This is a genomic window from Streptomyces manipurensis (assembly GCF_049570255.1).
Classification (GTDB): domain Bacteria; phylum Actinomycetota; class Actinomycetes; order Streptomycetales; family Streptomycetaceae; genus Streptomyces; species Streptomyces manipurensis.
The window spans coordinates 2,889,876-2,914,810 of the sequence record NZ_CP186950.1; the positions used below are offsets into that span (position 1 = coordinate 2,889,876).

Below are 24,935 nucleotides of genomic sequence, written 5' to 3' on the forward strand. Positions count from 1 at the left end.
ACGGTGCCGGGCACCCGCTGCGCGGCACGCGCACCCGGCGCCGGCGGCGGGCAACCCGAATGCCACACCTCGCGTAACCCGACCGCCGCACCGGGGGTTCTCGGGCCATATGCCCGCGCCGACCCCTGGATGTGCCGTGCCCCGGTTCAGCGTCATCGTGCCCGCGTACAAGGTGCAGGCCTACCTCCAGGAGAGTCTGGACTCCGTCCTGACGCAGTCGTACCCGGACCTGGAACTGATCGCCGTCGACGACGCCTCCCCCGACGCCTGCGGTGCGATCATCGACGAGTACGCGGCCCGCGACCCCCGGGTGACCGCGGTGCACCTGGCGCACAACCTGGGCCTGGGTCCGGCGCGGAACGCGGGCCTGGCCCGGGCAACCGGCGACTACCTGATCTTCCTCGACGGCGACGACACCCTCGCCCCGGACGCCCTGCAGGCCGTGACCGACCGGCTGAAGGCCACCGGCTCCCCCGACGTGCTGGTCTACGACTACGCACGCGCCGACTGGTCCGGGCAGCTGGTCCGCAACCGGCTCTCGCACCGGCTGTCCGAGGAGGGGCCGGCCAGCTTCCGGCTCGCCGACCGCCCCGCCCTGCTCTCCCTGCTGACGGTGGTGTGGAACAAGGCCTACCGCCGCGAGTACGTCGAGCGCGAGGGCCTCTCCTTCCCGCCGGGGCTGTACGAGGACACCCCCTGGACCTACCCGGCCCTGATGGCGGCCGAGTCCGTCGCCGTCCTGGACCGGGTCTGCGTCCACTACCGCCGGCGCCGCACCGGCTCGATCCTGACCACCACCACCGCCCGCCACCTGGAGATCTTCGACCAGTACGACCGGCTCTTCGCCCACCTCGCGGCCCGGCCCGAGCTCGAACGCTGGCGCCCCGCCCTGCACCGCCGCATGGCCGAGCACTTCTGCGCCGTCCACGCCGACCCGGGCCGCCTGCCGCGCGCCTCCCGCGCCGAGTTCTTCGCCCGCGCCTCCGCCCTGCTGCGGCGCCACCGCGCCCCGGGCACCCGCAGTTCGCCGCCGCTGTCCCTCTCCCGGACCGACCACGTCCGCCACACCCTGATGCGGCTCGGCACCCGCCGCACCTACCGGCTGCTGTCGCGGCTGCGCCGGACCGGCCTGGCCGCCGGCCGGTCGGCCTCCGTTCTGGGGCGCGGCCTGCGGGAGTCCTCGCTGCGCCTGCACTACCGCTTCCAGCGGCTGCTGCCGCTGCGCCCCGAGCTCGCGGTCTTCTCCGCGTACTGGCACGGCGGCTACGCCTGCAACCCGGCCGCGATCGAGGCCACGCTGCGCGAGCTGGCCCCGCGGATGCGGACGGCGTGGATCTGCGACCCCGCGCACGCCTCCACCCTGCCCCGCGGGACGAGCCCGCTGCGCCCCGGCTCGGCCGCGTACTGGACGGCTCTGGCCCGCGCCTCGTACCTGGTCTCGAACGTCAACTTCGACCGCGCGCTGGTCAAGCGCCCCGGCCAGGTGCTGCTCCAGACGCAGCACGGCACCCCGCTCAAGCGCGTCGGCCTCGACCTGCGGGACCGGCCGGCGGCCAGCCCGACGGCGGACTTCGCCGGGCTGCTGCGCGGCGCCGACCAGTGGGACTACCTGCTCTCCGCGAACCGGCACTCCACCCTGGTCTGGGAGCGCGCCGTCCCGGCCGGCTACACGACGCTGGAGTACGGCTACCCGCGCAACGACGTCTTCCACCGGGCCGACCACGCCGACGTGCTGGCCCTGCGCGAACGCCTGGGCGTCCCGGCGGGCTCCACCGTGATCCTCTACGCGCCCACCCACCGCGACTACCGGCGCAGCCGGCCCGAGCACCTGGACTTCGAGCGGGTCCTGCGCGACCTGGGCCCGCGCTTCACGGTGCTGGCCCGCACGCACCTCATGTACGCGGACACCCCGCCCCGGCCGGACGGCCACCCCCGGCTGATCGACGTCTCCGCGCACCCGTCGGTGGAGGAACTCTGCCTGGCCTCCGACGCGCTGGTGACGGACTACTCGTCGCTGATGTTCGACTACGCGGCGCTGGACCGGCCGATCGTGATCCACGCGGACGACTGGGAGGCGTACGAGGCGGCCCGCGGCACCTACTTCGACCTGCGGTCGTGTCCGCCGGGCGCCATCGCCCGCACCGAGGACGAGCTGGTGGACATCTTCGCCACCGGCCACTGGCGGGGCTCGCGCTCGGCCCAGCTCCGGGCGGCGTTCCGGGCGCGCTTCTGCACCCACGACGACGGCAACGCGGCGGAACGCGTGGTCCGCCGCGTCTTCCTGGGCGAGAGCGACCCGGGCCCGGCGGTCGTCCCGCTCGGGTCCCGCCGCCCCGCACCCCCGGCCACGACCCCCACACCCACCCCCACCCTCGTCCCGGAACCGTCCCGCCTCTGGCCGTGAGCCGGTAGGGCGTCCGGGAGCGCGGGCCGAGGGGACCGGGTCAGGCCGACTGGAGGCCGGCCACCACCGAGTGGGCCAGTGCGTCCAGGTCCCCGGGGCGGATCGCGTCGCGGACGACGACCTGGCGCCAGTACAGGGGGCCGATCGCCAGGTCCAGCGCCCGGCCGGGGTCGGTGTCCGCCGGCAGTTCACCGCGTTCCACGGCGCCGGAGACGATGCCCTGCGCCATGCGCAGCTGGCCCTCCAGCAGGGCGCCGCGGACCGCGTCCGCGATCTCCGGGTTGCGGGCCGCCTCCACCAGCAGGTCGGGGATCACGGCCGAGGCCACCGGGTGGCGCAGGACGTGCGAGAGGACCTCCAGGAGGGCGCGTACGTCGCCGTACAGCGAGCCCGTGGCCGGGACGGGCAGTCCGTCCACGGCGAAGGCGCCGATCAGGTCCAGCACCAGGTGCAGCTTCGACTTCCACCGCCGGTAGACCGCGGTCTTGCCGACCCCGGCGCGGCGCGCGATGCCCTCGATGGACATCCGCGCGAACCCGACCGCGGCCAGTTCCTCCAGCACCGCGGCGCGGATCGCCTCGGTCACGTCCTCGCGCAGGACGGCGGCCCCGGCGGGGGCGCGGCGGGCGGGGGCGGAGGGGGCGGCAGGGTCCGTGGTCATGCACAGAGCATAGCCGCGCCCGGTCACGACGATACGGTTGCGTTCCATCGCTCGGAGCCCTAACCTCGCCGTAGCGACGATACGGTCCCGTCCCGTCGCCGATCCTGCCCCGACCCCGTCGAAGGCGAACCCTGTGACCACCGCGACCGCATCCAAGACCGAGCCCGCGCACTCCGCGGACCTCGCGCGCCTGGCCGCCGCCCACGGCCTCACCCTCAGCGGCGCCCGCCCCACGCTCCCCCGCTACATCGCGGAGCTCTGGGCCCGCCGCCACTTCGTGGCCGCGTACGCCACCGCCCGCATGCAGGCCACGTACAGCACGGCGAAGCTCGGCCAGGTCTGGCACCTGGCGACGCCGCTGCTCAACGCGGCCGTCTACTACTTCATCTTCGGCATCGTGATGAAGGCCAGCCACGGCGTGCCGGACTACGTGCCCTTCCTGATCACCGGCATCTTCGTCTGGGACTTCATCAGCAGCTCGGTCAACGCCGGCACCCGCGCCGTCCACAGCAACCTCGGCCTGGTCCGCGCCCTGCACTTCCCGCGCGCGAGCCTGCCCATCTCCACCGTGGTCCAGCTCTTCCAGCAGCTTCTCGTCAGCATGGCCGCCCTCGTCGTCCTGCTGCTGGCCTTCGGCCAGACGCCCGGCCCCTCCTGGCTCCTGGCCCTGCCCGCCCTCCTGCTGGCCGCCGTCTTCGCCGCCGGCTGCGCGATGATCATGGCCCGGGTCGGCAGCAGGAACCCGGACGTCAGCCAGCTGATGCCGTTCGTCCTGCGCACCTGGATGTACTCCTCGGGCGTCATGTGGTCCATCGACCAGGTCCTCAGCACCGACCGCCTGCCGCACTGGGTGATGCTCGCCCTCAAGGCCAACCCGGCGGCCGTCTACATCGACCTGATGCGCTTCGCGCTGATCGACAGCTTCCCCGCACACGCGCTGCCCCACCACGTGTGGCCCATGGCCATCGGCTGGGCCCTGCTCGCCGGCGTGGGCGGCTTCGTCTACTTCTGGAAGGCCGAGGAGGCGTACGGACGTGGCTGACACCGCGACGGAACACGACACCCGGATCCCCACCGTGATCGCGGACGACGTCCACGTCGTCTACAAGGTGCACGGCGGCGCCCGCAAGGGCGGCGCCACGGCGGCCGTCAGCCGCCTCTTCTCCCGCGGACGGGAGCCCGGCGTCACCGAGGTGCACGCCGTCCGGGGCGTCAGCTTCACCGCCTACAAGGGCGAGGCGATCGGCCTGATCGGCTCCAACGGCTCCGGCAAGTCCACCCTGCTCAAGGCCATCGCCGGCCTCCAGCCGGTGGCCCGCGGCGCGGTCTACTCCCACGGCCAGCCGTCCCTGCTCGGCGTGAACGCCGCCCTGATGAACGACCTGACCGGCGAACGCAACGTCATCCTCGGCGGCCTCGCGATGGGCATGTCCCGGCAGCAGGTCCAGGAGCGCTACCGGGGCATCGTCGACTTCTCCGGCATCAACGAGAAGGGCGACTTCATCTCCCTGCCCATGCGGACGTACTCCTCCGGCATGGGCGCCCGGCTGCGGTTCTCCATCGCCGCCGCCAAGGACCACGACGTCCTGATGATCGACGAGGCGCTGGCCACCGGCGACGCCGCCTTCCAGCGGCGCAGCCAGGCCCGCATCGAGGAACTCCGCGAACGCGCCGGCACCGTCTTCCTCGTCTCCCACGCCATCAACACGGTCCGCGAAACCTGCGACCGCGCGATCTGGCTGGAATCGGGCGTCCTGCGCATGGACGGCCCGGCGGACGAGGTCTGCGCCGCCTACGAGGCCTCCACGCGCTGAGCCCCCCTCCGCCCCCTCCGCCCCCCAGCCCCGCCCTTGCGAGGCCCGCGGGGCCGAAATCCAGCCCCGCCCTTGCAAGGCGCTGGGGGCCGAAATCCAGCCCCGCCGGCGTGTGAGGCGCGGGGGCCCGGGGGCAGCGCCCCCGGGCGGCGCCGCGCCTGCGGAACGCACGAACGGGCCGGGCCCGGGACCACAAGGTCCCGGGCCCGGCCCGTTCACGTCAGCGCCGAGGCGCCACGATCAGCTGTGCGTGCGCAGCAACGACCGCATCGTCCGCATCGCCACCGACAGGTTCGCCAGGTCGAAGTCGTCCGAGCCCCGGATCTCCTCCAGGGTCGTCCGCGCCCGCCCGATGATCGCCGCGTTCTTCTCCTCCCACGCCGTGAAGCGCTCCTCGGGAGTCGAGCCGCCGTCGCCCACCGACAGCACGTCCGCCGTCAGGGCGGCGTGCGCCGCGAACAGGTCCTCGCGGATGGACGCGCGGGCCATCGACTGCCAGCGGTCGGACCGCGGCAGCTCGATGATCCGGTCCATCAGCTGCGTGATGTCCAGGCGGTCGGCGAGGTCGTAGTACACCTCGGCGACACCCAGCGGGTCCACGCCCGTCCGGTCCGCGATCGCGACGATGTCCAGCGTCGGGAAGGCCGAGGAGAACCCGGCGACCTTCGCCGCCAGCTCCTCCGGCACGCCCTCGCCGGTCAGCTCGTCCATGACCAGCTGGTACCACTCCAGGTCCGCGCCGCGCACCAGCTTGGGCAGCTCGGCCCACACCTGGGCGACCCGGTCGCCGAAGAAGCCGATGGTCTCGGTGATCTGGAGCGGCTGCGGCCGGTTGTTCAGCAGCCAGCGGGTACCGCGCTCGACCAGGCGCCGCGAGTGCAGCCGCACCCGGGTCTGGACGTCCGCGGCGACCTTGTTGTCGAGCGCCTCGACGGCGTCCCACACGTCGGCCAGACCGAAGATCTCGCGCGCGGCGAGCTGCGCCCGCACGATCTCCTCGGTGGAGGCCCCGGTCTCCTCCCGCAGGCGGTGCAGGAAGGTCGAACCGCCGGTGTTGACGGTGTCGTTGACCAGGATGGTCGTGATGATCTCGCGGCGCAGCGCGTGCGCGTCGATCTGCTCGGAGAACTTGTCGCCGAGCGCCGCCGGGAAGTACGCGAACAGCAGGCGGCGCAGGTACGGGTCGTCCGGCAGCTCGGTGGCGATGAGCTCGTCCGCCGTCGTGATCTTCGTGTAGGCGAACAGGACGGCCAGCTCCGGCTGGGTCAGGCCCTTGCCGTTGTTCAGCAGCTCGCGGATCTGCCGGTCCGTGGGCAGGAACTCCAGCTCGCGGTTGAGCAGTCCGGCGCCCTCCAGGCGGCGCATGAAGCGCTGCTGGGCGTGGAGCAGGCTGGGAGCCTGGGCCGCGCCGTTGGCCAGCGCGGTGTTCTGCGCGTAGTTGTTGCGCAGCACCAGACGGCCGACCTCGTCGGTCATCTGCGCGAGCAGCTTGTTGCGCTGCTTGACGGTCATGTCCCCGTCGGCGACGACCGCGTTGAGCAGGATCTTGATGTTCACCTCGTGGTCGGAGGTGTCCACGCCCGCGCTGTTGTCGATGGCGTCGGTGTTGACCTTGCCGCCGTCGCCGCCGGCGCCGCTGCGCGCGAACTCGATCCGGCCGAGCTGGGTCAGGCCCAGGTTGCCGCCCTCGCCGATGACACGGGCGCGGACCTCGGAGCCGTTGACGCGGATGGCGTCGTTGGCCTTGTCGCCGACGTCGGCGTGGGTCTCGGCCGTGGCCTTGACGTACGTGCCGATGCCGCCGTTCCACACCAGGTCGACGGGGGCCCTCAGGATGGCCTGCATCAGGTCGGCCGGGGTCATCTTGGTGACGCCCGCGTCGATGCCGAGGGCCTCGCGGATCTGCGCGTTGACCGGGACGGACTTCGCCGACCGCGGGTGGATGCCGCCGCCCGCCGAGATCAGCGAGGTGTCGTAGTCCGCCCACGAGGAGCGCGGCAGCTCGAACAGGCGCCGACGCTCGGCGTACGAGGTGGCCGCGTCCGGGGTCGGGTCGATGAAGATGTGCCGGTGGTCGAAGGCGGCGACCAGGCGGATGTGCTCGGAGAGCAGCATGCCGTTGCCGAAGACGTCACCGGACATGTCGCCGACGCCGACGACGGTGAAGTCCTCGGTCTGGGTGTCGTGGCCGAGCTCGCGGAAGTGCCGCTTGACGGACTCCCAGGCACCGCGGGCGGTGATGCCCATGCCCTTGTGGTCGTAGCCGGCCGAGCCGCCGGAGGCGAAGGCGTCGCCGAGCCAGAAGCCGTAGGACTCCGCCACGCCGTTGGCGATGTCGGAGAAGGTGGCGGTGCCCTTGTCCGCGGCGACGACGAGGTAGGTGTCGTCCTCGTCGTGGCGGACCACGCTGCGCGGCGGCACGACCTCGCCGGCGACCATGTTGTCGGTGATGTCGAGCAGCGCCGAGATGAAGATCTTGTACGAGGCGATGCCCTCGGCCATCCAGGCGTCGCGGTCCACCGACGGGTCGGGCAGGTTCTTGGCGACGAAGCCGCCCTTGGCACCCACCGGGACGATCACGGTGTTCTTGACCATCTGCGCCTTGACCAGGCCGAGGATCTCCGTACGGAAGTCCTCGCGGCGGTCGGACCAGCGCAGGCCGCCGCGGGCGACCTTGCCGAAGCGCAGGTGGACGCCCTCGACGCGCGGGGAGTACACCCAGATCTCGAACGCCGGGCGCGGGGCCGGCAGGTCCGGGATGGCCTGCGGGTCGAACTTCATCGACACGTAGGCGTGCTGCTGGCCCTCGGAGTCGAGCTGGAAGAAGTTCGTGCGCAGGGTGGCCTTGATGAGGGTGAGGAAGGAGCGCAGGATGCGGTCCTCGTCGAGCGAGGCGACCTGGTCCAGGGCTCCGTCGAGCTCCTCCAGCATGGCGTCCACCAGCTCGCTGCCGGCGGCCTGGCGGCTCGGCGACATCCGGGCCTCGAAGAGGGAGACCAGGAGCCGGGTGGTGTGGACGTTGTTGCGGAGGGTGTCCTCCATGTAGTCCTGGCTGAAGGTGGAGCCGGCCTGGCGCATGTACTTGGCGTACGCGCGCAGGACGACGGCCTGCCGCCAGGTGAGTCCGGCGCCGAGCACCAGGGCGTTGAAGTTGTCGTTCTCGGCGTCGCCCTGCCAGACCGCGGCGAAGGCGTCCTGGAAGCGCTCGCGGGCGTCGTCGCCGAGGTAGGTGTCGCCGTTGCCGGCGGAGACGGGCATCCGCAGGCCGAAGTCGTAGATCCACGCGCTGACCCGGTCGGAGCGGCGCAGCTCGTACGGGCGCTCGTCGGTGACCTCGACGCCGAGGCGCTGCAGGACCGGCAGGACCGCGGAGAGCGAGACCTGCTCGCCGGTCCGGAAGATCTTGAAGCGGCGCTCGCCGGGGGCGGCGCCCACGGGCTCGTACAGCGACAGCGCGAACTTGCGGTCGCTGGCGGCGAGCCGCTCCAGGTGGACCAGGTCGGCCACGGCGGCGCGCGGCGAGTGGTCGGCCTTGTAGCCCTCGGTGAAGGAGGTGCCGTAGCGGCGCAGCAGCTCGGCGGCGCGCTCCTCGCCGCACTCGGCGATCAGCGCTTCCTGGAAGCCGTCGGACCAGGAACGCGCGGCCTCGACCAGGCGGCCCTCGATGCGCTCGACGTCGCCGTCCGTCAGGCGGTGCAGTTCGGTGCCCTGCGGGACCCGGACGACGAAGTGGATGCGGGAGAGGATGGACTCGGTGTTCCAGGCGGTGAAGTCGACGCTGATGCCGCCGAGTTCCTCGCGCAGGATGTCCATCAGGCGCAGGCGGACGCCGGTGGTGAAGCGGTCGCGCGGCAGGTAGACGAGCGCCGAGTAGTAGCGCCCGTACTCGTCCTGGCGCAGGTAGAGCCGCAGGCGGCGACGTTCCTGCAGGTACAGCACGGAGGTGACGATGGCCTGGAGCTGGTCGACCGGGGTCTGGAACAGCTCGTCGCGCGGGTAGGTCTCCAGGATCTGCAGCAGGTCGCGGCCGTCGTGGCTGCTCGGCGCGAAGCCGGCGCCGTCGAGGACCTCGCTGACCTTGCGGCGGATGACCGGGACGCGGCGCACGGACTCGGTGTACGCGGCGGAGGAGAACAGGCCGAGGAAGCGGCGCTCGCCGACGACGTTGCCGTCGGCGTCGAACTTCTTCACGCCCACGTAGTCCAGGTACGAGGGGCGGTGCACGGTGGAGCGGCTGTTGGCCTTGGTCAGCACCAGCAGGCGGTGCTCGCGGGCCTTGGCGCGGGCGTCGGCCGGCAGCCGGTTGAAGGACGGCGAGACCGGGTGGCCGTCGTCCTTGCCGCTGTGGTGCGGGTCGGAGCGCAGGATGCCGAGGCCGGTGCCGGGCACGGCGGACAGGGAGTCGCCGTCGACGAGGTTGTACTCGCGGTAGCCGAGGAAGGTGAAGTGGTCGTCGGCGAGCCAGCGCAGCAGCTCACGGGCCTCTTCGAGCTCGTACTCGCGCAGGTCGGGGGCGGTGGGCTCGTCGGGCAGGCCCTCGGCGATGCGCAGCGCGGCGTCGCGCATCTTCTCCCAGTCCTCGACGGACTCGCGGACGTCGGACAGCACGCGCTGGAGGTCGACGGTGATCTGCTTGAGGTCGGCCTTGTCGGTCTCGCGGTCGATCTCGACGTGGATCCAGGACTCGACGAGGGAGTCGTGGGGGCGCGCGGTGGCGGGGCCGTGCGCGTCGCAGTCGGGGCCGAGGATCTCGATCAGCTTGCCGGTGATGTCACGGCGGACGACGACCTGCGGGTGGATCACGACGTGGATGCCGCGGCTCTGGCGGGAGAGCTCGTTGGTGACGGAGTCCACGAGGAAGGGCATGTCGTCGGTGACGACCTCGACGACGGAGTGGCTGGAGGTCCAGCCGTTCTCCTCCACCGTGGGCGTGTGCACGCGCACGTTCGCGGTGCCCTGCGGCCGGTTCTCGGCCAGCCGGTAGTGCGAGAGCGCGGCTCCGAACACGTCGACAGGGTCCCGGTCCGTCAGGTCCTCGGGCGCCGTGTGCAGGTAGTAGCGCTGGAGGTAGGAGAGCACCGTGTCCCGGTCGGGACGCTCCTCCTGCTCGGACCCAGTCGGAAGTAGCCCCCCGGCCGGGCTGTGCTCAGCTACCCGGGCCGCCCGTGCGAGCAGCTCGGCCTTTGCTTCGTCCAGCTTGGTCTGCATGTCCTCTGGCTCCTGTCGCGCGCCATTGCGTGACGTAGGTGAAGGAAGGAATGACATAGCGCCGCGAGGCGGGGTGTCCGTTCGGGATCGACGCTATGCCGTCGAGAAGGCCGGCCGGAACGGAATGAGCCAAGATCGGCTGGGGGTCCCGGTGGCGGAGATCAGCGAAGGCTGCCCGGGCACTGTCGTGCGCCGGGCGCAGGCCGGAGGCTCCAGTGCCCCCGATGGATATCGCGCTGATCACGGGTACAAGGCTATCCCGACCTACCCCCAAGTCGTCATTCGCTGCATCTGTACAAATCTTGGGGTGGAACTTTGACACTCTGGCCAGCGACGTGACCGGCCGTCCGTGCAGCGGCCCGTCACCTCGCCGTCCAGTCGTTATTCGGCCAGCTCGCGAGCTGTCAGGACGGCTTCCGCCAGGGTGTCCACGACGGGAACCCCGGCCGATTCCAGACTGCGTCGGCTGTGCGAACCACCCGTGTAGAGGACGGCGCGGGCCCCCACGTGCGCGGCGGCGAGGGCGTCGTCGACGGCGTCTCCGATGAGGACCGTACGGTCCGCGGTCACTCCCGTCCCGTCCAGGGCCCGAAGGTGGCGTACGAGGTGGCCCGCCTTCGAGGTGTGCGAGGGGCCGGTGCGCCCGTCGACGCGCAGGAAGTGCCCGTCGATGCCGTGCGCGCGGACCAGCGGTATGAGCTTCTCGTGGGGCGCGAGGGACAGCAGGGACTGGGTGAGGCCGTCGCGCTGCCATCCGGCGAGCAGGTCGCGGGCACCCTCGGCGAGCCCGGCGCCGTCGGCGGCGGCCCAGTAGTGCCGGTGGAAGGTCTCGTCCATGAGGAGCCATTCCTCCTCGGTGGGCAGCCGGCCCATGAGCCGCTCGTAGAACTTCGGCACCGGTACGACGTACAGCTCGCGGTAGGTCTCCAGGGTGATCGGCGCGAAGCCGAGCTCCGCGAAGGAGGCGTTCGTCGCCACCATCACGGCGTCGATGTCGTGGAGCAGCGTGCCGTTCCAGTCCCAGACGATGTGGTTCGCGGTCGTCACTTCAGCAGCCCCGGGATCTCCTGGACGCCGAACCACAGCAGCTCGTGGTCCTCGGCCGCGTCGACGACGGACTGCGCGTCCTCGTCCCCGGCGTCGGCCTTGCCGAGGGCGGCCGCGGCCGCCGCGACGGCCTCCTCCGCGTCGTCGGCGTCGACGTGCACGGCGGCGGCCACGCTCAGCCGTACGGCGGCGGCGAGGGCGACCTGGCCCGGGCCGTCCCCGTCGGCCCCGGGGACGGCTCCGGCGGCCTTGTCGTCGACGTCCACGGCGACGACGACCCGCCGGCGGGGTGCGCCGGCGTCCTCGGCGAGCATCCGCAGGGAGGCGGCGGCGGCCCGGCCGAGGGCCGCGTACTCCAGCTCCTCGATGTCGTCCGACGCGTACCAGTCGCGGAGCCCGGGGGTGACGGCGTACGCCCGCAGCGGGGCGGGGCCCAGCTCACCCGCCGCGTGCACCTCGGCGAGCCCGGGGAGGGTCAGGGGGACGTACACGCGCATGGCCGGCTGCTTTCGGTAGTCGGAAACGTCCCCAGGATACGACTCGGACGGGGCCGGCAGGGTGACGGGAGCCGTCCCCGATCGGGGTGCGCGGCAGGCCGTGGCGGCGGTCCCTCCGGGTACGCGGCGCCGTCGCCCGGGGGCCGGGGGCGCCGGGGCGGCCGACCCGGATAGGTGAACGTGGCCCGCCCCCGGCCCGGCCGCCGCGGTGGTTGCGGAGCGTGTTCGGCCGCCCGTAGAAGTCCCCCATCAAGTTACCGCCCGGTACCGCTCCGGGCCCGGACGTTCGGGGGCAGATCGCGATGGACACCACGACGCGCGGCACGATCGGCAGCGACGGCAGCCGCCGGCCCGCGGGGCGCTCCCGCACCCGCCCCGCGGGCCGCCGCGACTCCCGCCGCCCCGCGGGCCCCACCGGGCCCTCGCGGACCCCCGGCGGCGGCCCGCGCACCCCCGGCACCGGACCGCACCACTGGTTCGCCGAGCGCCTGCTGGCCGTCCTCAGCGGCCGCCGGCCCGTCCACTCGCTCCTCGGGCACACCATCGGCCCCGCCTACCAGCAGCTGGTCAGCCTGTCCCCCGCCGAGCACCCCCTGCGCGAGCGGGTGACCCCGGTCGTCCGCCGCTGCGGACGCTTCATCCCCGGCCCGGGCGTCATCGAGGCCTTCGCCCGGATCTCCACCGGCGACCGCCTCACCGCGATGGCGTTCCGCCTGGAACAGGGCCCCGACCTGCGCTGGCGCTGCGCGGCCGTCGAGATCAGCGGCCCCCTCCCGTGACCCCGCGCCCGCGGCACCGCACCCGCCGCCCCCGCGGAAGCGGAACGGCCGGGGCCGGACACCCCTCGGTGTCCGGCCCCGGCCGACGCCCACGACCCCCACGGGGTCACGGGTCACTTCTTGCGGCGACGCCCGCCCGCGGCCTTCTGCGCCTTGCGGCGCTCGGCCCGCGTCAGGCCGTCGCCCTCGGACCCGGCGGAGTCGCTGTCGAAGTCACCCTCGACCACACCGCCCTCGCCGTCGACCGTCGGCGCCGAGAAGTGCAGCCGGTCCGGACGCTGCGGCGCGTCCAGGCCCTTCGCCCGGATCTCCGGACGGGCGGCGGCCGCCGGCTCCTTCGTCAGCGACGGGGACACGTCCTGCACCGGAAGCTCCTCGACCTGCTGCTCGACCTGGACCTCCAGGTTGAACAGGTAGCCGACGGACTCCTCCTTGATGCCGTCCTGCATGGCGTTGAACATGTCGAAGCCCTCGCGCTGGTACTCGACCAGCGGGTCCTTCTGGGCCATCGCGCGCAGGCCGATGCCCTCCTGCAGGTAGTCCATCTCGTACAGGTGCTCGCGCCACTTGCGGTCCAGCACCGACAGGACCACGCGGCGCTCCAGCTCACGCATGATCTCGGAGCCGAGCGCCTTCTCGCGGGCCGCGTACTGCTCGTGGATGTCGTCCTTGACGGACTCCGCGATGAACTCGGCGGTGATGCCCGCACGGTCGCCCGCGGCGTCCTCCAGCTCCTCGATGGTGACCTTCACCGGGTAGAGCTGCCGGAACGCGTTCCACAGGCGCTCCAGGTCCCACTCCTCGGCGAAGCCCTCGACCGTCTCGGCCGCGATGTACGCGTCGATGGTGTCGTCCATCATGTGGTGCACCTGCTCCTGGAGGTCCTCGCCCTCCAGCACGCGGCGGCGCTCCCGGTAGATGACCTCGCGCTGGTTGTTGAGCACCTCGTCGTACTTCAGGACGTTCTTGCGCGTCTCGAAGTTCTGGGTCTCGACCTGCGACTGGGCCGACGCGATCGCACGCGTCACCATCTTGTTCTCGATCGGCACGTCGTCCGGCACGTTCGCCATCGCCATGACCCGCTCGACCATCTGCGCCTTGAACAGGCGCATCAGGTCGTCGCCCAGCGACAGGTAGAAGCGGGACTCGCCCGGGTCGCCCTGACGGCCGGAACGGCCGCGCAGCTGGTTGTCGATACGGCGGGACTCGTGGCGCTCGGTGCCCAGCACGTACAGGCCGCCGAGGTCCTTGACGTCCTCGAACTCGGCCTTCACCGCGGCCTCGGCCCGGGTGAGCGCGGCGGGGAGGGCGTGCGCCCACTCCTCGATGTGCTCCTCCGGGTCCAGGCCCTGCTGGCGCAGCTCCGCCTCGGCCAGGTCGTCCGGGTTGCCGCCGAGCTTGATGTCCGTACCGCGGCCGGCCATGTTCGTGGCGACCGTGACGGCGCCGCGGCGGCCGGCCTGGGCGACGATCGCGGCCTCGCGCTCGTGCTGCTTGGCGTTGAGCACCTCGTGCGGGATGCCGCGCTTGGACAGCTGCTGGGAGAGGTACTCGGACTTCTCGACCGAGGTGGTGCCGACCAGGATCGGCTGGCCCTTCTCGTGCTTCTCCGCGATGTCGTCGACGACGGCGGCGAACTTCGCGACCTCGGTGCGGTAGATCAGGTCGGCCTGGTCCACGCGCTTCATCGGCCGGTTCGTCGGGATCGGGACGACGCCCAGCTTGTAGATCTGGTGGAACTCGGCGGCCTCGGTCATGGCCGTACCGGTCATGCCCGACAGCTTCGAGTACAGGCGGAAGAAGTTCTGGAGGGTGATCGTGGCGAGGGTCTGGTTCTCGTCCTTGATGTCCACCCCTTCCTTCGCCTCGATCGCCTGGTGCATGCCCTCGTTGTAGCGGCGGCCGGCGAGGATACGGCCGGTGTGCTCGTCGACGATCATGACCTCGCCGTCGATGACGACGTAGTCCTTGTCCTTCTTGAACAGTTCCTTCGCCTTGATGGCGTTGTTCAGGTAGCCGACGAGCGGGGTGTTCACCGACTCGTAGAGGTTCTCGATGCCGAGCCAGTCCTCGACCTTGGCGACACCGGCCTCGTGGATGCCGACCGTGCGCTTCTTCTCGTCGACCTCGTAGTCGCCGGTCTCCTCGATGCCCTTGAGCGGCTGGCCGGCCTCGCCCTTGGTCAGGCGGGTGACGAGCTTGGCGAAGTCCGCGTACCACTTCGTGGCCTGGTCCGCCGGACCCGAGATGATCAGCGGGGTGCGGGCCTCGTCGACGAGGATCGAGTCGACCTCGTCGACCACGGCGAAGTTGTGGCCGCGCTGGACCAGCTCGTCCTTCGACCACGCCATGTTGTCGCGCAGGTAGTCGAAGCCGAACTCGTTGTTCGTGCCGTAGGTGATGTCGCAGTTGTACTGCTCGCGCCGCTGGGCCGGCGACATGTTCGCCAGGATGCAGCCGACCTCCAGGCCGAGGAACTTGTGCACCCGGCCCATCAGCTCGGAGTCGCGCTCGGCCAGGTAGTCGTTCACCGTGATCAGGTGGACGCCCTTGCCGGACAGCGCGTTCAGGTAGGCGGGGAGCGTGCCGACGAGGGTCTTGCCCTCACCGGTCTTCATCTCGGCCACGTAGCCGAGGTGCAGCGCCGCGCCACCCATGATCTGGACGTCGTAGTGCCGCTGGCCGAGGACGCGCTTGGCCGCCTCGCGCACGGTCGCGAAGGCCTCGGGCAGCAGGTCGTCCAGGGTCTCGCCGTCCTGGAAGCGCTGCTTGTACTCCTCGGTGAGGGCACGCAACTCGGCGTCGGAGAGGTTGACGAAGTCCTCTTCGATGGAGTTGACCTGGTCCGCGATGCGGTGCAGTTTGCGCAGGATCTTGCCTTCGCCTGCACGCATGAGCTTGTTGAAGACGGACACTGAGGCTGGTCTCCTTGCCGGTCGGGCCTGGGCACTTTACGTAGCCGGGCACGGCAGGTGGGCCCCACCGCAACGGCCATCGTAAGCGAGGACGCGGCCGCGTCGGGAGGTCCGCCGTCCCACGGGGGCACGGGTGCCCGGATTGAGAACGTACGGGGGACACCGAAGGTGCCGCACCCCCGCGGGGGATTCCCGAAAAGGGTTCGCCCCGCGCACGGCCCCGGCAGCAGAATCCGCGCATGGAGCCCACCACCCTCACCACGGACCGGCTGGTCCTGCGCCCCTTCCGCCCCGCCGACGAGGAAGAGGTGCACGCGGCCGCGCAGGACCCCGACATCCAGCGCTGGACCCAGGTCCCCTCACCCTACGAGCGCACCCACGCGCACGCCTTCGTGAACGAGATCGTCCCCACGGGCTGGCGCGAGGACACCGCCTACCCCTTCGCCGTCCGCCTCCGGGCCCCGGACGGCGCGGACGCCGAGGGACCGCTGGTCGCGGCCATCGGCGTGCACCTCCACACCGCGGAGAGCACCGAGGTCGGCTACTGGGCGGTGAAGGAGCACCGCGGCAACGGCTACATGACCGAGGCCGTGCTCGCCGTCGCCCGCTGGGTCTTCACCGAGCTCGGCATCGTACGGCTCGAATGGCGCGCCGAGGTCGGCAACGCGGGCTCCCGCGCCGTCGCCGAGAAGGCCGGCTTCCGGGTCGAGGGCCTGCTGCGGGCGGGCATCCTCCAGCGCGGCACGGCCCGCGACTGCTGGATCGGCGCCCTGCTCCCCGAGGACCTGGACCTCACCCCGTCCCTCCCCTACCTCCCGGCGGCCGGCCGCTAGGAGCGGCGCTGTCGGTGCCACCGCCTAGGCTTCGGCGCATGACCGCCGTGCTGCCGCCGCCGACCGTGTCCCTGTCCGCCGACGAGGCCCGCCGGATCGCCCTGCGCGCGCAGGGCTTCCTCGGCGCCCCCGACCGGCGCGGGGGTGTCCGCGGGGTCCTGCGCCACCTGGGCGCCGTCCAGCTGGACACCATCTCCGTCCTGGCCCGCTCCCACGAGCTGATCCCGTACGCCCGGCTCGGCGCGGTGGGCCGCACCGCAGTCGAGCAGGCCTACTGGACCGACCGGCACGCCTTCGAGTACTGGTCGCACGCCGCCTGCATCCTGCCCATCGAGGAGTGGCCGCACTTCGCGTTCCGCCGCCGCGCCAACCGGGCGCGCGGCCACCGCTGGCACATCCTGGAGGACAAGCAGCAGTCGACGAGGGCCGTCCTGGACCGGCTGCGGGCCGACGGCCCGCTCACCTCCACCGAGCTGGGCGGCGCCAAGAACGGCGGCGAGTGGTTCGAATGGTCCGAGACCAAGATCGCGGTGGAGTGGCTCCTCGACACCGGCGAGGTGGTGTGCAGCGAGCGCCGCGGCTGGAAGCGGGTCTACGACCTGCCCGAGCGGGCCGTGCCCGACGCGCTCCTCCACGACGATCTGGACGACCGCGAGTGCCTGCGCCGCCTGGTCGCCCTGGCCGGCCGCTCCCTGGGCGTCGGCACCCGCGCGGACATCGCCGACTACCACCGGCTCAAGGGCGAGGAGTTCGACGCCGTCGTCGCCGACTCCGGCCTGGTCCCGGTGGAGGTGCAGGGCTGGTCCAAGCCCGCCTGGGCGGATCCCTCCGCCCTCGCGGACGCGCCCCGCGGCCGGCACCGCACGACGCTGCTCTCCCCGTTCGACTCCCTGGTCTGGGACCGCCCGCGCACGGAGCGGATCTTCGGGTTCACGCACCGCCTGGAGGCCTACGTCCCCAAGCCCAAGCGGATACACGGCTACTTCGCGATGCCGCTGCTGGCGGGCGGCCTGCTCCAGGGCCGGGTCGACCCGGCCCGCGAGGGCCGCACCCTGGTGGCCCGGCAGCTCTCCCTGACCACCCCGAAGGCCGCACCGGCGATGGCGCGGGCCCTGCGGGAGGCCGCGGAGTGGGTCGGCTGCGACGCGGTCCGCGTGGAGCGCGCGCAGGACGCGGCCGAGGCCGCGGCCGTCACGGCCGAACTGGCCGCGCTGGGCGGCTGACCCGCTCCCGGCTCCGGCCCGGCCCGGTGGGCCAGAGGCCGGAGGCCGGGCCTAGCGGATCTCCAGGATCTTCTCGCGCATCGCGTAGACCACCGCCTCCATCCTGGAGTGCAGCTGCAGCTTCTCCAGGATGTTGCGGACGTGGTTCTTCACCGTGTTCTCGGAGATGAACAACTCCTTGGCGATGTCACGGTTGTTCATGCCGGTCGCCACCAGCTTCAGGACCTCCAGCTCCCGGTCGGTGAGCCTCGGCGCCGGCACCAGCCGCCGCTCGTCGGTCCGCTGGATCATCGACTTGAACTCGGTGAGGAGCTTCGACGCCATCGACGGGCTGATCTGCGACTGGCCGTCGGCCACCGCCCGGATCGCCGTGGACACCTCGTCCGTGGAGATCTCCTTGAGCAGGTATCCCGTCGCGCCCGCCTTGATCGCGTCGTAGAGGTCCGCCTCCTCGTCGCTGATCGTCAGCATGATGATCTTCGCGGAGGGGGCCACCTCCTTGATGGAGGTGCACGCCTCGATCCCGCCGCGCCGCGGCATCCGCACGTCCATGAGGACGATGTCCGGCAGCAGGTCGGCCGCTTTGTCCACCGCCTCCGCGCCGTCGCCGGCCTCGCCGACGACCTGGATGTCCTCCTCCTGGGCGAGGACGATCTCCAGACCGCGCCGGAACAGCGCGTGGTCGTCGACCACGAGCACCCTGATGGGCTCCCCGGCCGGAGAACCTGCGGGCTCCGCCGACGGGCCCGCCGACGGGTCCGCCCCGCGGCGGTCGGGGCCTTCCCCGCGCACCGGACCGAAGGTGTCCGCCATCGTTCCTCCCCCTGCATGAGCTGAGCTGGTGAGCCAACCGGACACGCTCCGCAGCCGGTTGACTGCCCGCCATGATTCCATGCCCACGGCACGCCGCGGGGGAAGCCTGCGACCCTCCTGGCGCATACCCGTCATGCAAATGCCCCCGCGGGGCGCCGAAGCGCCCCGCGGGGGCAGCGGTTTCGACCCGCTCAGCCGCCGAGCGCGCCGCCCGCGCCGCCCCGCGGTTCCTCCGAGCTGGAGGCACCGTCGGGGTTGACGTGGATGACGCCGTAGTCGTACGCGTGCCGCCGGTAGACGACACTGGGCAACTTCGTCTCGGAGTCGACGAACAGGTAGAAGTCGTGGCCGACCAGCTCCATCTCGTACAGAGCCTGGTCGAGCGACATGGGCGCGGCCGAGTGCGTCTTCTCGCGGACGATCAGCGGGCCTTCGCCCTGCACCTCGATGGATCCGATCCGGGTGATCGGAACGCCGTCCGTCTTCTCCTCGGTGACCACCTGGCCACTGCCGTTGAGCGAGGCGACGCCCGGCACCACGTCGGCGACCTCGGCCGCCGAGATCCGGCCGCTGCCGCGGCGGGTGAAACGCTTGTCGTGCTGCTTGCGCAGCCGGGCCTCCAGCTTGTCCTGAGCGAGGTCGAGCGCCGCGTACGGGTCGGCGGCGGCGGCCTCGGCACGGATCACCGGGCCCCGCGAACGCAGGGTGATCTCCACGCGGTCGGAACGGTCGGCCTGGCGCGGGTTGTGCTCCTTGGACACCTCGACGTCCAAGCTGATCACCTTGGCGTCGAGCTTCTGGATCCGCTCCGGATTCAGCTTCTCGGCCACGTGCTTGCGGAACCGCTCGGGCACCTCGGTCTTGCGGCCCTTGACGACGATGTCCACGCAGAACTCCGTTCCCGGATAGCTCCGCCCGTCGGGGCGAAGCGTCTCCCTTTCGCACCAGACTCCGGTGAACGCCGGAGCCTCGGACTTGGCGACTTTCACCTCCTCCTCCCCCATCAGCGAGATCGAAACCCCACCGACTTCGGAGTCGGGAGACAGCCTCCTGAGTTCCTTACAACCGAACATATCCCTCTATGACGGTTGTCGGCACCCGCTACCGGCACGTACTTCCAGTCAGGTGACTGTTCCCTCGTACTACCTGCAACGATGGGCCTTCCCCTCCAGTTCCAAATCTATTCACAAGATTTTTCCCGGGCCGGCCCGCGAGCCGCCGCGCCACCCGGAGCAGAACATGCGAACGAGGCACCCGGCGCGGCCACCACAGCCGCCCGCAGCACCCCCGCACCGGCACCCCGGCCTCCTGCACCACTGCCCCCTCCCGGGCCCGCCAACCCCGCCGCACGCACCGCCCTGGCCGCCTCCGCCAGCGTCGCCCCGGTCGTCATCACGTCGTCCACCAGCACCACCGGCGCCCCGCCCGTCACCCGGGCCCCGCCACGGCGCACCGCCAGCGCCCCCGCGAGGTTCTCCCGGCGCTCCCGCGCACCCAGCCCCGCCTGGTCCGCCACCGCCCGCCGCAGCCCCAGCACGGGCGCCACCCGCGCCCCCACACCGGCCCGCCGCAACCGCCCCGCCGCGGCCAGCGCGATCCTGCGCGCCGGATCGTGCCCGCGCGCCCGCACCTGCCGCCGCGCCGACGGGACCGGGACCAGCACCACCCCGCCCGGGCCGTACGCCGCACCGCCCGCCAGGACCGCCGCCGCCAGCCCGGCGCCGAGCACCCCGGCCAGCGGCAGCGCCCCGCGCTCCTTGTGCGCCAGCAGCAGGGCCCGTACGGCTCCCTCGTAGACGGCGGCCGCCTGCACCACCGGCAGCCCCCCGGGGCACGGAGAAGGCCGCACCCGCCCCGCCCCGGCCCCTCCCAGCAGGGCCCGGCACCCGGCGCAGACCGGCACGCGCGGCGCCCCGCACCCCGCGCAGTCGACCGGCAGCACCAGCCCGGCCAGCTCCTGCCACCACCCCCGCATGAGCCCACCCTGACGGGCCCGGACACCGGCCGCCACCCCTGTGGACGACGCGCCGCGGGCGGGCCCGGCACCCCCGGGTCAGCCCGGGTAGACCGGCGCCTTGCCGCCCGCCACCGTCCGCCACTGCGCACCCGGCGGCAGCCACACGATCCCGTCGTCGTCCGAGTACGCCACCACCGGCTTCGGCTTCGCCTCGTCCTCCGTGGCCGCGACCGTCACCGCCGACAGCCCCGTCGCCCCCGGCAGGCTCGCCGCGACCATGGACCCGTCCGCCAGCATGTAGCGGGCCTGCTGCACCCCGCGGTTCTCCCGGCCCACCACCAGCAGCCGGCCCCGCGGCGCCCAGCTCATCGCCGCCACGTCGACCATCTGCGGCGCCGCCTTGCGCAGCTCGCGCACCGACACCGCCGAGATGTCCGCCTTGCCGTCGGGCCGCTCCACCCGCCCCACGTAGAGGGTCTTGCGGTTGCCCGGCTGCTCCACCAGCAGCGCGATCCGCGCCCCGTCCGCGGACACCTTCAACGAGACGATCCGCCCGTCCAGGCCCGCCACCTGCACCTTCTCGGCCGCCCCGGTACCGCCCGGCACCCGCCACAGCCCCGGGGTCTGCGCGTCGCCGTCGGCGACCCACACGTCACCCGCACCGTCCCAGCTCGGCGCGGTCAGGGTCTCCGCCTTGCCGCCCTTGCCGAGCGCCACCGGCTGCGGCATCGGCCCGCCACCGCCCAGCGACACCACGTACAGCCCGTGGCCGTCCTCCGACACCACCGCCGCACGGCGCTCGTCGTACGACACGGCGGCCGAGCTCACCTTGAAGGGCGGCAGCGAAGCCAGCTGCCCCGGCACCGGCTCCGCCTTCGGCTGCAGGTCCTCACCGCCCGCGTCGAGACGGATCCGCACCAGCCGCTTCTCGTCGTCGACGAAGTACTGGAACTCGGGGATCTTCGGCCGGTTCGCGATCCCGTCCGCACTCACCGCCGTCACCGAGCACAGCGACGAGGACTTGGCGTCGGAACGCAGCAGCTCGACCTGGTCGAGCCGCGAGCCCGTCAGCTCCTTGACCGTGTAGAGCAGCTGGGTGGCCATCTTCTTGCACTGCGGCTGCGCCACGTTGGCGGCCTTGTCGTTCAGCGGCACCCGCAGCGTGTTCTGGCCGTCGTACGAAAGGGACTTGGTGCCCGCGCGCAGCTCCGTACCGGTGGGGAAGCTCGACTCCACCACGGGCGCGAGCCACCGCGACGGTCCGGCCAGCAGCGACTGGACGGCCTGCGTGGTGGGGTCCATCCGCGAATCGGGATCGGTGCGCTGGCGCACGTACACCGGGTCGGCGACCAGGGTGCCGCCCGCGAAGTAGTACTTGTTGACCGGCATGTAGATGCGCTGGAAGTCCGACTCGCTGAGCACCAGACCGCTCGGCGGCGTCGAGATCCGCCACTGCTTGTCCTCGTTCTGGACCAGCTGCAGGATCTCCTCGTACTGCCCGTTGCCGGTCTCCGGCTGGTAGGCGCTGCGCTCGTCGACGGTCCCGAGCTTCTTCCCGCTCACCTTCCAGCGCGGCGGCCCCTCCGGGTCCTTCTCGCCCCGCGTGGGCACTCGGTCCAGGCCGGAGGAGAGCACGGTGACGGCCGAGCCGGGCTTCCAGTTCTTCGCGGCGGCCTCGGTCAGGTACTTGCGGGCCGTCTCCAGCTGCGGGTCGTCGCTGGTCATCGCCTCCAGGAAGCCGTCGACGATTTCCGCCGGGCTGGCCTTGTCCGCCGGCGGCACACCGAACACCCGTACCGCCGAGTCGACGCCCTGCGACGCCTGCACCGGGCGGATCTCCCCGCTGGAGGGCATGGAGGCACAGCCGGCCAGCAGCAGGCCGGCCGTACCGCAGGCACAGGCCCGTACGGTCCGCAGGCGCCGCCCCCCGGCCCGTGCGCTCCCCGATCGCGCGTCCACGGGCTCAGCGTCCATCGGCTCGGTCCTCCTGTTGTGCCTGATCGGCGGGACGGGCCACCACCCTGGCCCCGGACCCCGGCAGTGCCGTCGGGTCGGCGGGCACCGGAACGGCTCCGGCCACCGGCGACCTCGGCGGTATGGGCGAACGGTCCGCACCCTCGGCCGACGACCGCTCCGGCGCGGCCGAGCGGCCCGCGGCCTCGGCGGCGGCCTTGGCCCGGTTCGCCCGGGAATCCTCGGGCTCCAGCGGGATCGGCGAACCCCGCAGCGGCTCGTCCGCCGTACGCGGCAGCGTCAGCCGGAACTGCGAACCGCCGCCCGGCTCGCCCCAGGCCTGCAGCCAGCCGCCGTGCAGCCGCGCGTCCTCGACCGCGATGGACAGGCCGAGACCGGTCCCTCCCGTGGTGCGCGCCCGCGCCGGGTCGGCCCGCCAGAAGCGGTTGAAGACCCGGGTGGCCTCACCCGGCTTGAGACCGACGCCGTAGTCCCGCACGGCGATGGCGACGGCGCCGCCGGCGGACGCGAGCCGGACCACCACGTCCCGGCCCTCGCCGTGCTCCACGGCGTTGACGACGAGGTTGCGCAGCACCCGCTCGACGCGCCGCGCGTCGGCCTCGGCGATCACCGGCTGGGTGTCGCCGAGGACCCGGATCCGGGTCCCCTTGTGCTCGGCGAGCGGCTCCGCCCCGTCGATGACCCTCCGCACGACGTCGCGCAGGTCGATGGGCTCCGCCTCCAGGGCCGCGGCCCCGGCGTCGAAGCGGCTGATCTCCAGGAGGTCGGCGAGGAGCGACTCGAAGCGGTCGAGCTGCCCCGCGAGCAGCTCCGCAGAGCGCGCGGTGACCGGGTCGAAGTCGACCCGGGCGTCGTGGATGACGTCCGCGGCCATCCGCACCGTCGTCAGCGGGGTCCGCAGCTCGTGGCTGACGTCCGAGACGAACCGGCGCTGCATCCGCGACAGCTCCTCCAGCTGCTGGATCTTGTTCTGGAGGTTCTGCGCCATCTTGTTGAAGGCCTCGCCCAGGCGCGCGATGTCGTCCTCACCGGTGACCTTCATCCGCTCCTGCAGCCGGCCCGCCGAGAGCCGCTCGGCGATCCCGGCGGCCATCCGGACCGGGCTGACGACCTGCCGCACCACCAGCCACGCGATACCGCTGAGCAGCACCACCACGAACAGGCCCGCGGTGGCGATGGTGCTCTTGACCAGGTTGAGGGACTCCTCCTCCTGCGTCAGCGGGAAGAGGTAGTACAGGTCGTAGGGGTCGCCGTTGATGTCGGTGAGCCGCTTGCCCACCACCAGGGCCGGTTCGGGCTGCTTCTGCTCGGCGCCGCTGGTGTAGCGGATCTCCGAGAAGGTCTTGAAGGTGCCGGTGGCGTGGTTGACGGCCTGCCGCAGCCGCAGCGGCACGCTGGCCGTCGGGTCCACGTTGCCCGACGCGCGGGCACCGCGGACGCCCTGGGCGCCCGGCTGGGTCTGCTCCCCCGTACCGGCCCCCAGCGCGGCCACCTCGAAGGCCGTCTGGCCACCACTGGCGAGCTGCTTGACCAGGGAGTTCATCCACGTACTGGCGTCCCGGCCCACCTTGCTGTCCGCCGCGTCGGGGCCGTCCGCGGTCGCCGGGGTGTTGGCCTTCTCCTGGGCCACCGCGAACCCGCCCGCGGCCTGGCTCTGCGCGGCCTCCTCCTTCGCGTCGAGGAGGCCCTTGCTGACCTGCGCGATGACGACGAAGCCCAGCGCGAGGACCACCGACAGCGATATCAGCAGGGTCGCGGCCACGACCCGCAGCTGGATGTTGCGCCGCCACAGCCGGACGGCCGGCAGCAGCGGCCGCCGTACGAGCCGTACGAACAGCCGCAGCACGCGCCCGGCGGGTGCCCCGCCGCGGAGCAGGCGGCCCGCCCGCAGGTTCCACCGGCGGGAACCGCTCCGGCTCCCACCGGACGCACCGGTCTGCACGTCAGCTGGGTCCGGCCTTGTAGCCGACACCACGCACCGTCACGACGATCTCGGGGCGCTCGGGGTCCTTCTCGACCTTGGAGCGCAGACGCTGGACGTGCACGTTGACCAGGCGGGTGTCCGCCGCGTGACGGTAGCCCCAGACCTGCTCCAGCAGCACCTCGCGGGTGAACACCTGCCAGGGCTTGCGCGCGAGCGCGACCAGCAGGTCGAACTCGAGCGGCGTCAGGGCGATGGAAGCGCCGTCACGCTTGACCGAGTGCCCCGCCACGTCGATGACCAGGTCACCGATGGCCAGCTGCTCGGGCGCGGGCTCCTCCGACCGGCGCAGTCGGGCCCGGATGCGGGCCACCAGCTCCTTCGGCTTGAACGGCTTGACGATGTAGTCGTCGGCCCCGGACTCCAGGCCCACAACCACGTCCACCGTGTCGCTCTTGGCGGTCAGCATGACGATCGGCACGCCGGACTCTGCCCGGATCAGCCTGCACACCTCTATGCCGTCCCGTCCGGGCAGCATGAGGTCGAGCAGCACCAGATCGGGCTTCGCCTCCCGGAAAGCAGCAAGTGCCTTGTCACCGTCCGCTACGAACGACGGCTCGAAACCTTCTCCACGCAACACGATGCCGAGCATCTCGGCCAGTGCGGTGTCGTCGTCGACGACAAGGACGCGTCCCTTCATGCTTGACATCATCCCATTAGCCAATCGTTACCCGGCGGTGAGCTGTCCCACAGCCAAAAGGGCTGGAAATCGACCCTCGGACCTGCGTGGAGATCAGCCCCACCAGTCTGCCTCGGATCCGGGGGACAATTGAAGGCACGGGCGGCCGCGGATCCGGGGGGACGGCTGGTCCGTTCGGGTCCCTCACAT

17 protein-coding genes are annotated in these 24,935 nt (G+C 72.2%); 6 read left to right on the forward strand and 11 right to left on the reverse strand.

What is annotated here, in order from left to right:
• Positions 1–136: 136 nt before the first annotated feature.
• A complete protein-coding gene (locus ACPU2J_RS13235) occupies positions 137–2,404 on the forward strand; it encodes a bifunctional glycosyltransferase/CDP-glycerol:glycerophosphate glycerophosphotransferase (RefSeq protein ID WP_420080637.1) in 2,268 nt (755 codons plus the stop codon).
• Between the two features lie 40 nt (positions 2,405–2,444).
• Here the strand turns inward: ACPU2J_RS13235 and ACPU2J_RS13240 are convergent, their stop codons facing one another.
• On the reverse strand, positions 2,445–3,065 hold the full coding sequence (locus tag ACPU2J_RS13240; protein ID WP_361595513.1) for a TetR/AcrR family transcriptional regulator: 621 nt from the start codon (positions 3,063–3,065) through the stop codon (positions 2,445–2,447).
• A gap of 133 nt (positions 3,066–3,198) precedes the next feature.
• Here ACPU2J_RS13240 and ACPU2J_RS13245 point away from each other — a divergent pair, with 133 nt between their 5' ends.
• Both ACPU2J_RS13245 and ACPU2J_RS13250 read left to right on the forward strand, forming a co-directional pair.
• Positions 3,199–4,107 carry an ABC transporter permease gene (locus ACPU2J_RS13245; protein WP_420080636.1) on the forward strand — a complete coding sequence of 303 codons (909 nt, stop codon included), beginning with the start codon at positions 3,199–3,201 and terminating at the stop codon, positions 4,105–4,107.
• Complete coding sequence (locus tag ACPU2J_RS13250; RefSeq protein ID WP_420080635.1) at positions 4,100–4,879, forward strand: ABC transporter ATP-binding protein; 780 nt, start codon at positions 4,100–4,102, stop codon at positions 4,877–4,879. The genes ACPU2J_RS13245 and ACPU2J_RS13250 overlap by 8 nt, the downstream gene beginning before the upstream one ends.
• 240 nt (positions 4,880–5,119) lie before the next feature.
• On the opposite strand, the gene ACPU2J_RS13255 is transcribed toward ACPU2J_RS13250, so the two are convergent.
• The 3 genes from ACPU2J_RS13255 to ACPU2J_RS13265 form a co-directional block, all read right to left on the reverse strand.
• The gene (locus ACPU2J_RS13255; RefSeq protein ID WP_420080634.1) at positions 5,120–10,087 is read right to left on the reverse strand and encodes an NAD-glutamate dehydrogenase; all 4,968 of its coding nucleotides are present in this window, start codon (positions 10,085–10,087) and stop codon (positions 5,120–5,122) included.
• Between the two features lie 381 nt (positions 10,088–10,468).
• Positions 10,469–11,134, reverse strand: coding sequence for an HAD family hydrolase (locus tag ACPU2J_RS13260; protein WP_420080633.1), 666 nt, complete (start codon positions 11,132–11,134; stop codon positions 10,469–10,471).
• Entirely contained in the window at positions 11,131–11,631 is a 501-nt protein-coding gene (locus ACPU2J_RS13265) for a DUF6912 family protein (RefSeq protein ID WP_420080632.1), read from the reverse strand. Before ACPU2J_RS13265 ends, ACPU2J_RS13260 begins: the two co-directional genes overlap by 4 nt.
• Positions 11,632–11,933: 302 nt before the next feature.
• Between ACPU2J_RS13265 and ACPU2J_RS13270 the strand changes: the two genes are divergently transcribed.
• Positions 11,934–12,410, forward strand: a complete 477-nt coding sequence (locus ACPU2J_RS13270; protein ID WP_420080631.1) for an Rv3235 family protein — start codon at positions 11,934–11,936, stop codon at positions 12,408–12,410.
• A gap of 113 nt (positions 12,411–12,523) precedes the next feature.
• On the opposite strand, the gene secA is transcribed toward ACPU2J_RS13270, so the two are convergent.
• A complete protein-coding gene (secA, locus tag ACPU2J_RS13275; RefSeq protein ID WP_420080630.1) occupies positions 12,524–15,325 on the reverse strand; it encodes a preprotein translocase subunit SecA in 2,802 nt (933 codons plus the stop codon).
• 239 nt (positions 15,326–15,564) lie between these two features.
• On the opposite strand from secA, the gene ACPU2J_RS13280 reads away from it, so the two are divergent.
• Entirely contained in the window at positions 15,565–16,158 is a 594-nt protein-coding gene (locus ACPU2J_RS13280; RefSeq protein WP_423833297.1) for a GNAT family N-acetyltransferase, read from the forward strand.
• A 38-nt stretch (positions 16,159–16,196) separates the two neighbouring features.
• Entirely contained in the window at positions 16,197–17,381 is a 1,185-nt protein-coding gene (locus ACPU2J_RS13285) for a winged helix-turn-helix domain-containing protein (RefSeq protein WP_420080628.1), read from the forward strand.
• 51 nt (positions 17,382–17,432) lie between these two features.
• Here the strand turns inward: ACPU2J_RS13285 and ACPU2J_RS13290 are convergent, their stop codons facing one another.
• The 6 genes from ACPU2J_RS13290 to mtrA all read right to left on the reverse strand — a co-directional run bounded on the left by ACPU2J_RS13290 (position 17,433) and on the right by mtrA (position 24,758).
• Positions 17,433–18,194, reverse strand: a complete 762-nt coding sequence (locus ACPU2J_RS13290; protein ID WP_361595543.1) for a response regulator transcription factor — start codon at positions 18,192–18,194, stop codon at positions 17,433–17,435.
• Between the two features lie 191 nt (positions 18,195–18,385).
• Positions 18,386–19,081 (reverse strand): ribosome hibernation-promoting factor, HPF/YfiA family, encoded by a 696-nt coding sequence (gene hpf / locus ACPU2J_RS13295; protein WP_389073480.1) that lies wholly within the window; start codon positions 19,079–19,081, stop codon positions 18,386–18,388.
• A 293-nt stretch (positions 19,082–19,374) separates the two neighbouring features.
• Positions 19,375–20,169, reverse strand: a complete 795-nt coding sequence (locus ACPU2J_RS13300; protein WP_399315227.1) for a ComF family protein — start codon at positions 20,167–20,169, stop codon at positions 19,375–19,377.
• Positions 20,170–20,247: 78 nt separating this feature from the next.
• Positions 20,248–22,125, reverse strand: a complete 1,878-nt coding sequence (locus ACPU2J_RS13305) for an LpqB family beta-propeller domain-containing protein (RefSeq protein ID WP_399823331.1) — start codon at positions 22,123–22,125, stop codon at positions 20,248–20,250.
• Positions 22,115–24,100, reverse strand: coding sequence for an MtrAB system histidine kinase MtrB (gene mtrB / locus ACPU2J_RS13310; protein WP_399823330.1), 1,986 nt, complete (start codon positions 24,098–24,100; stop codon positions 22,115–22,117). The genes ACPU2J_RS13305 and mtrB overlap by 11 nt, the downstream gene beginning before the upstream one ends.
• Positions 24,069–24,758 carry a two-component system response regulator MtrA gene (mtrA, locus tag ACPU2J_RS13315; RefSeq protein ID WP_189973359.1) on the reverse strand — a complete coding sequence of 230 codons (690 nt, stop codon included), beginning with the start codon at positions 24,756–24,758 and terminating at the stop codon, positions 24,069–24,071. The genes mtrB and mtrA overlap by 32 nt, the downstream gene beginning before the upstream one ends.
• Positions 24,759–24,935: the final 177 nt, after the last annotated feature.

Coding starts and splice junctions, on each gene's coding strand:
- ACPU2J_RS13240 (WP_361595513.1), bottom strand. CDS start 3,065: ATGACCACGGACCCTGCCGCCCCCTCCGCCCCCGCCCGCCGCGCCCCC.
- ACPU2J_RS13270 (WP_420080631.1), top strand. CDS start 11,934: ATGGACACCACGACGCGCGGCACGATCGGCAGCGACGGCAGCCGCCGG.
- ACPU2J_RS13280 (WP_423833297.1), top strand. CDS start 15,565: ATGGAGCCCACCACCCTCACCACGGACCGGCTGGTCCTGCGCCCCTTC.
- ACPU2J_RS13285 (WP_420080628.1), top strand. CDS start 16,197: ATGACCGCCGTGCTGCCGCCGCCGACCGTGTCCCTGTCCGCCGACGAG.
- ACPU2J_RS13300 (WP_399315227.1), bottom strand. CDS start 20,169: ATGCGGGGGTGGTGGCAGGAGCTGGCCGGGCTGGTGCTGCCGGTCGAC.
- ACPU2J_RS13265 (WP_420080632.1), bottom strand. CDS start 11,631: ATGCGCGTGTACGTCCCCCTGACCCTCCCCGGGCTCGCCGAGGTGCAC.
- ACPU2J_RS13305 (WP_399823331.1), bottom strand. CDS start 22,125: ATGGACGCTGAGCCCGTGGACGCGCGATCGGGGAGCGCACGGGCCGGG.
- mtrA (WP_189973359.1), bottom strand. CDS start 24,758: ATGATGTCAAGCATGAAGGGACGCGTCCTTGTCGTCGACGACGACACC.
- ACPU2J_RS13255 (WP_420080634.1), bottom strand. CDS start 10,087: ATGCAGACCAAGCTGGACGAAGCAAAGGCCGAGCTGCTCGCACGGGCG.
- ACPU2J_RS13290 (WP_361595543.1), bottom strand. CDS start 18,194: ATGGCGGACACCTTCGGTCCGGTGCGCGGGGAAGGCCCCGACCGCCGC.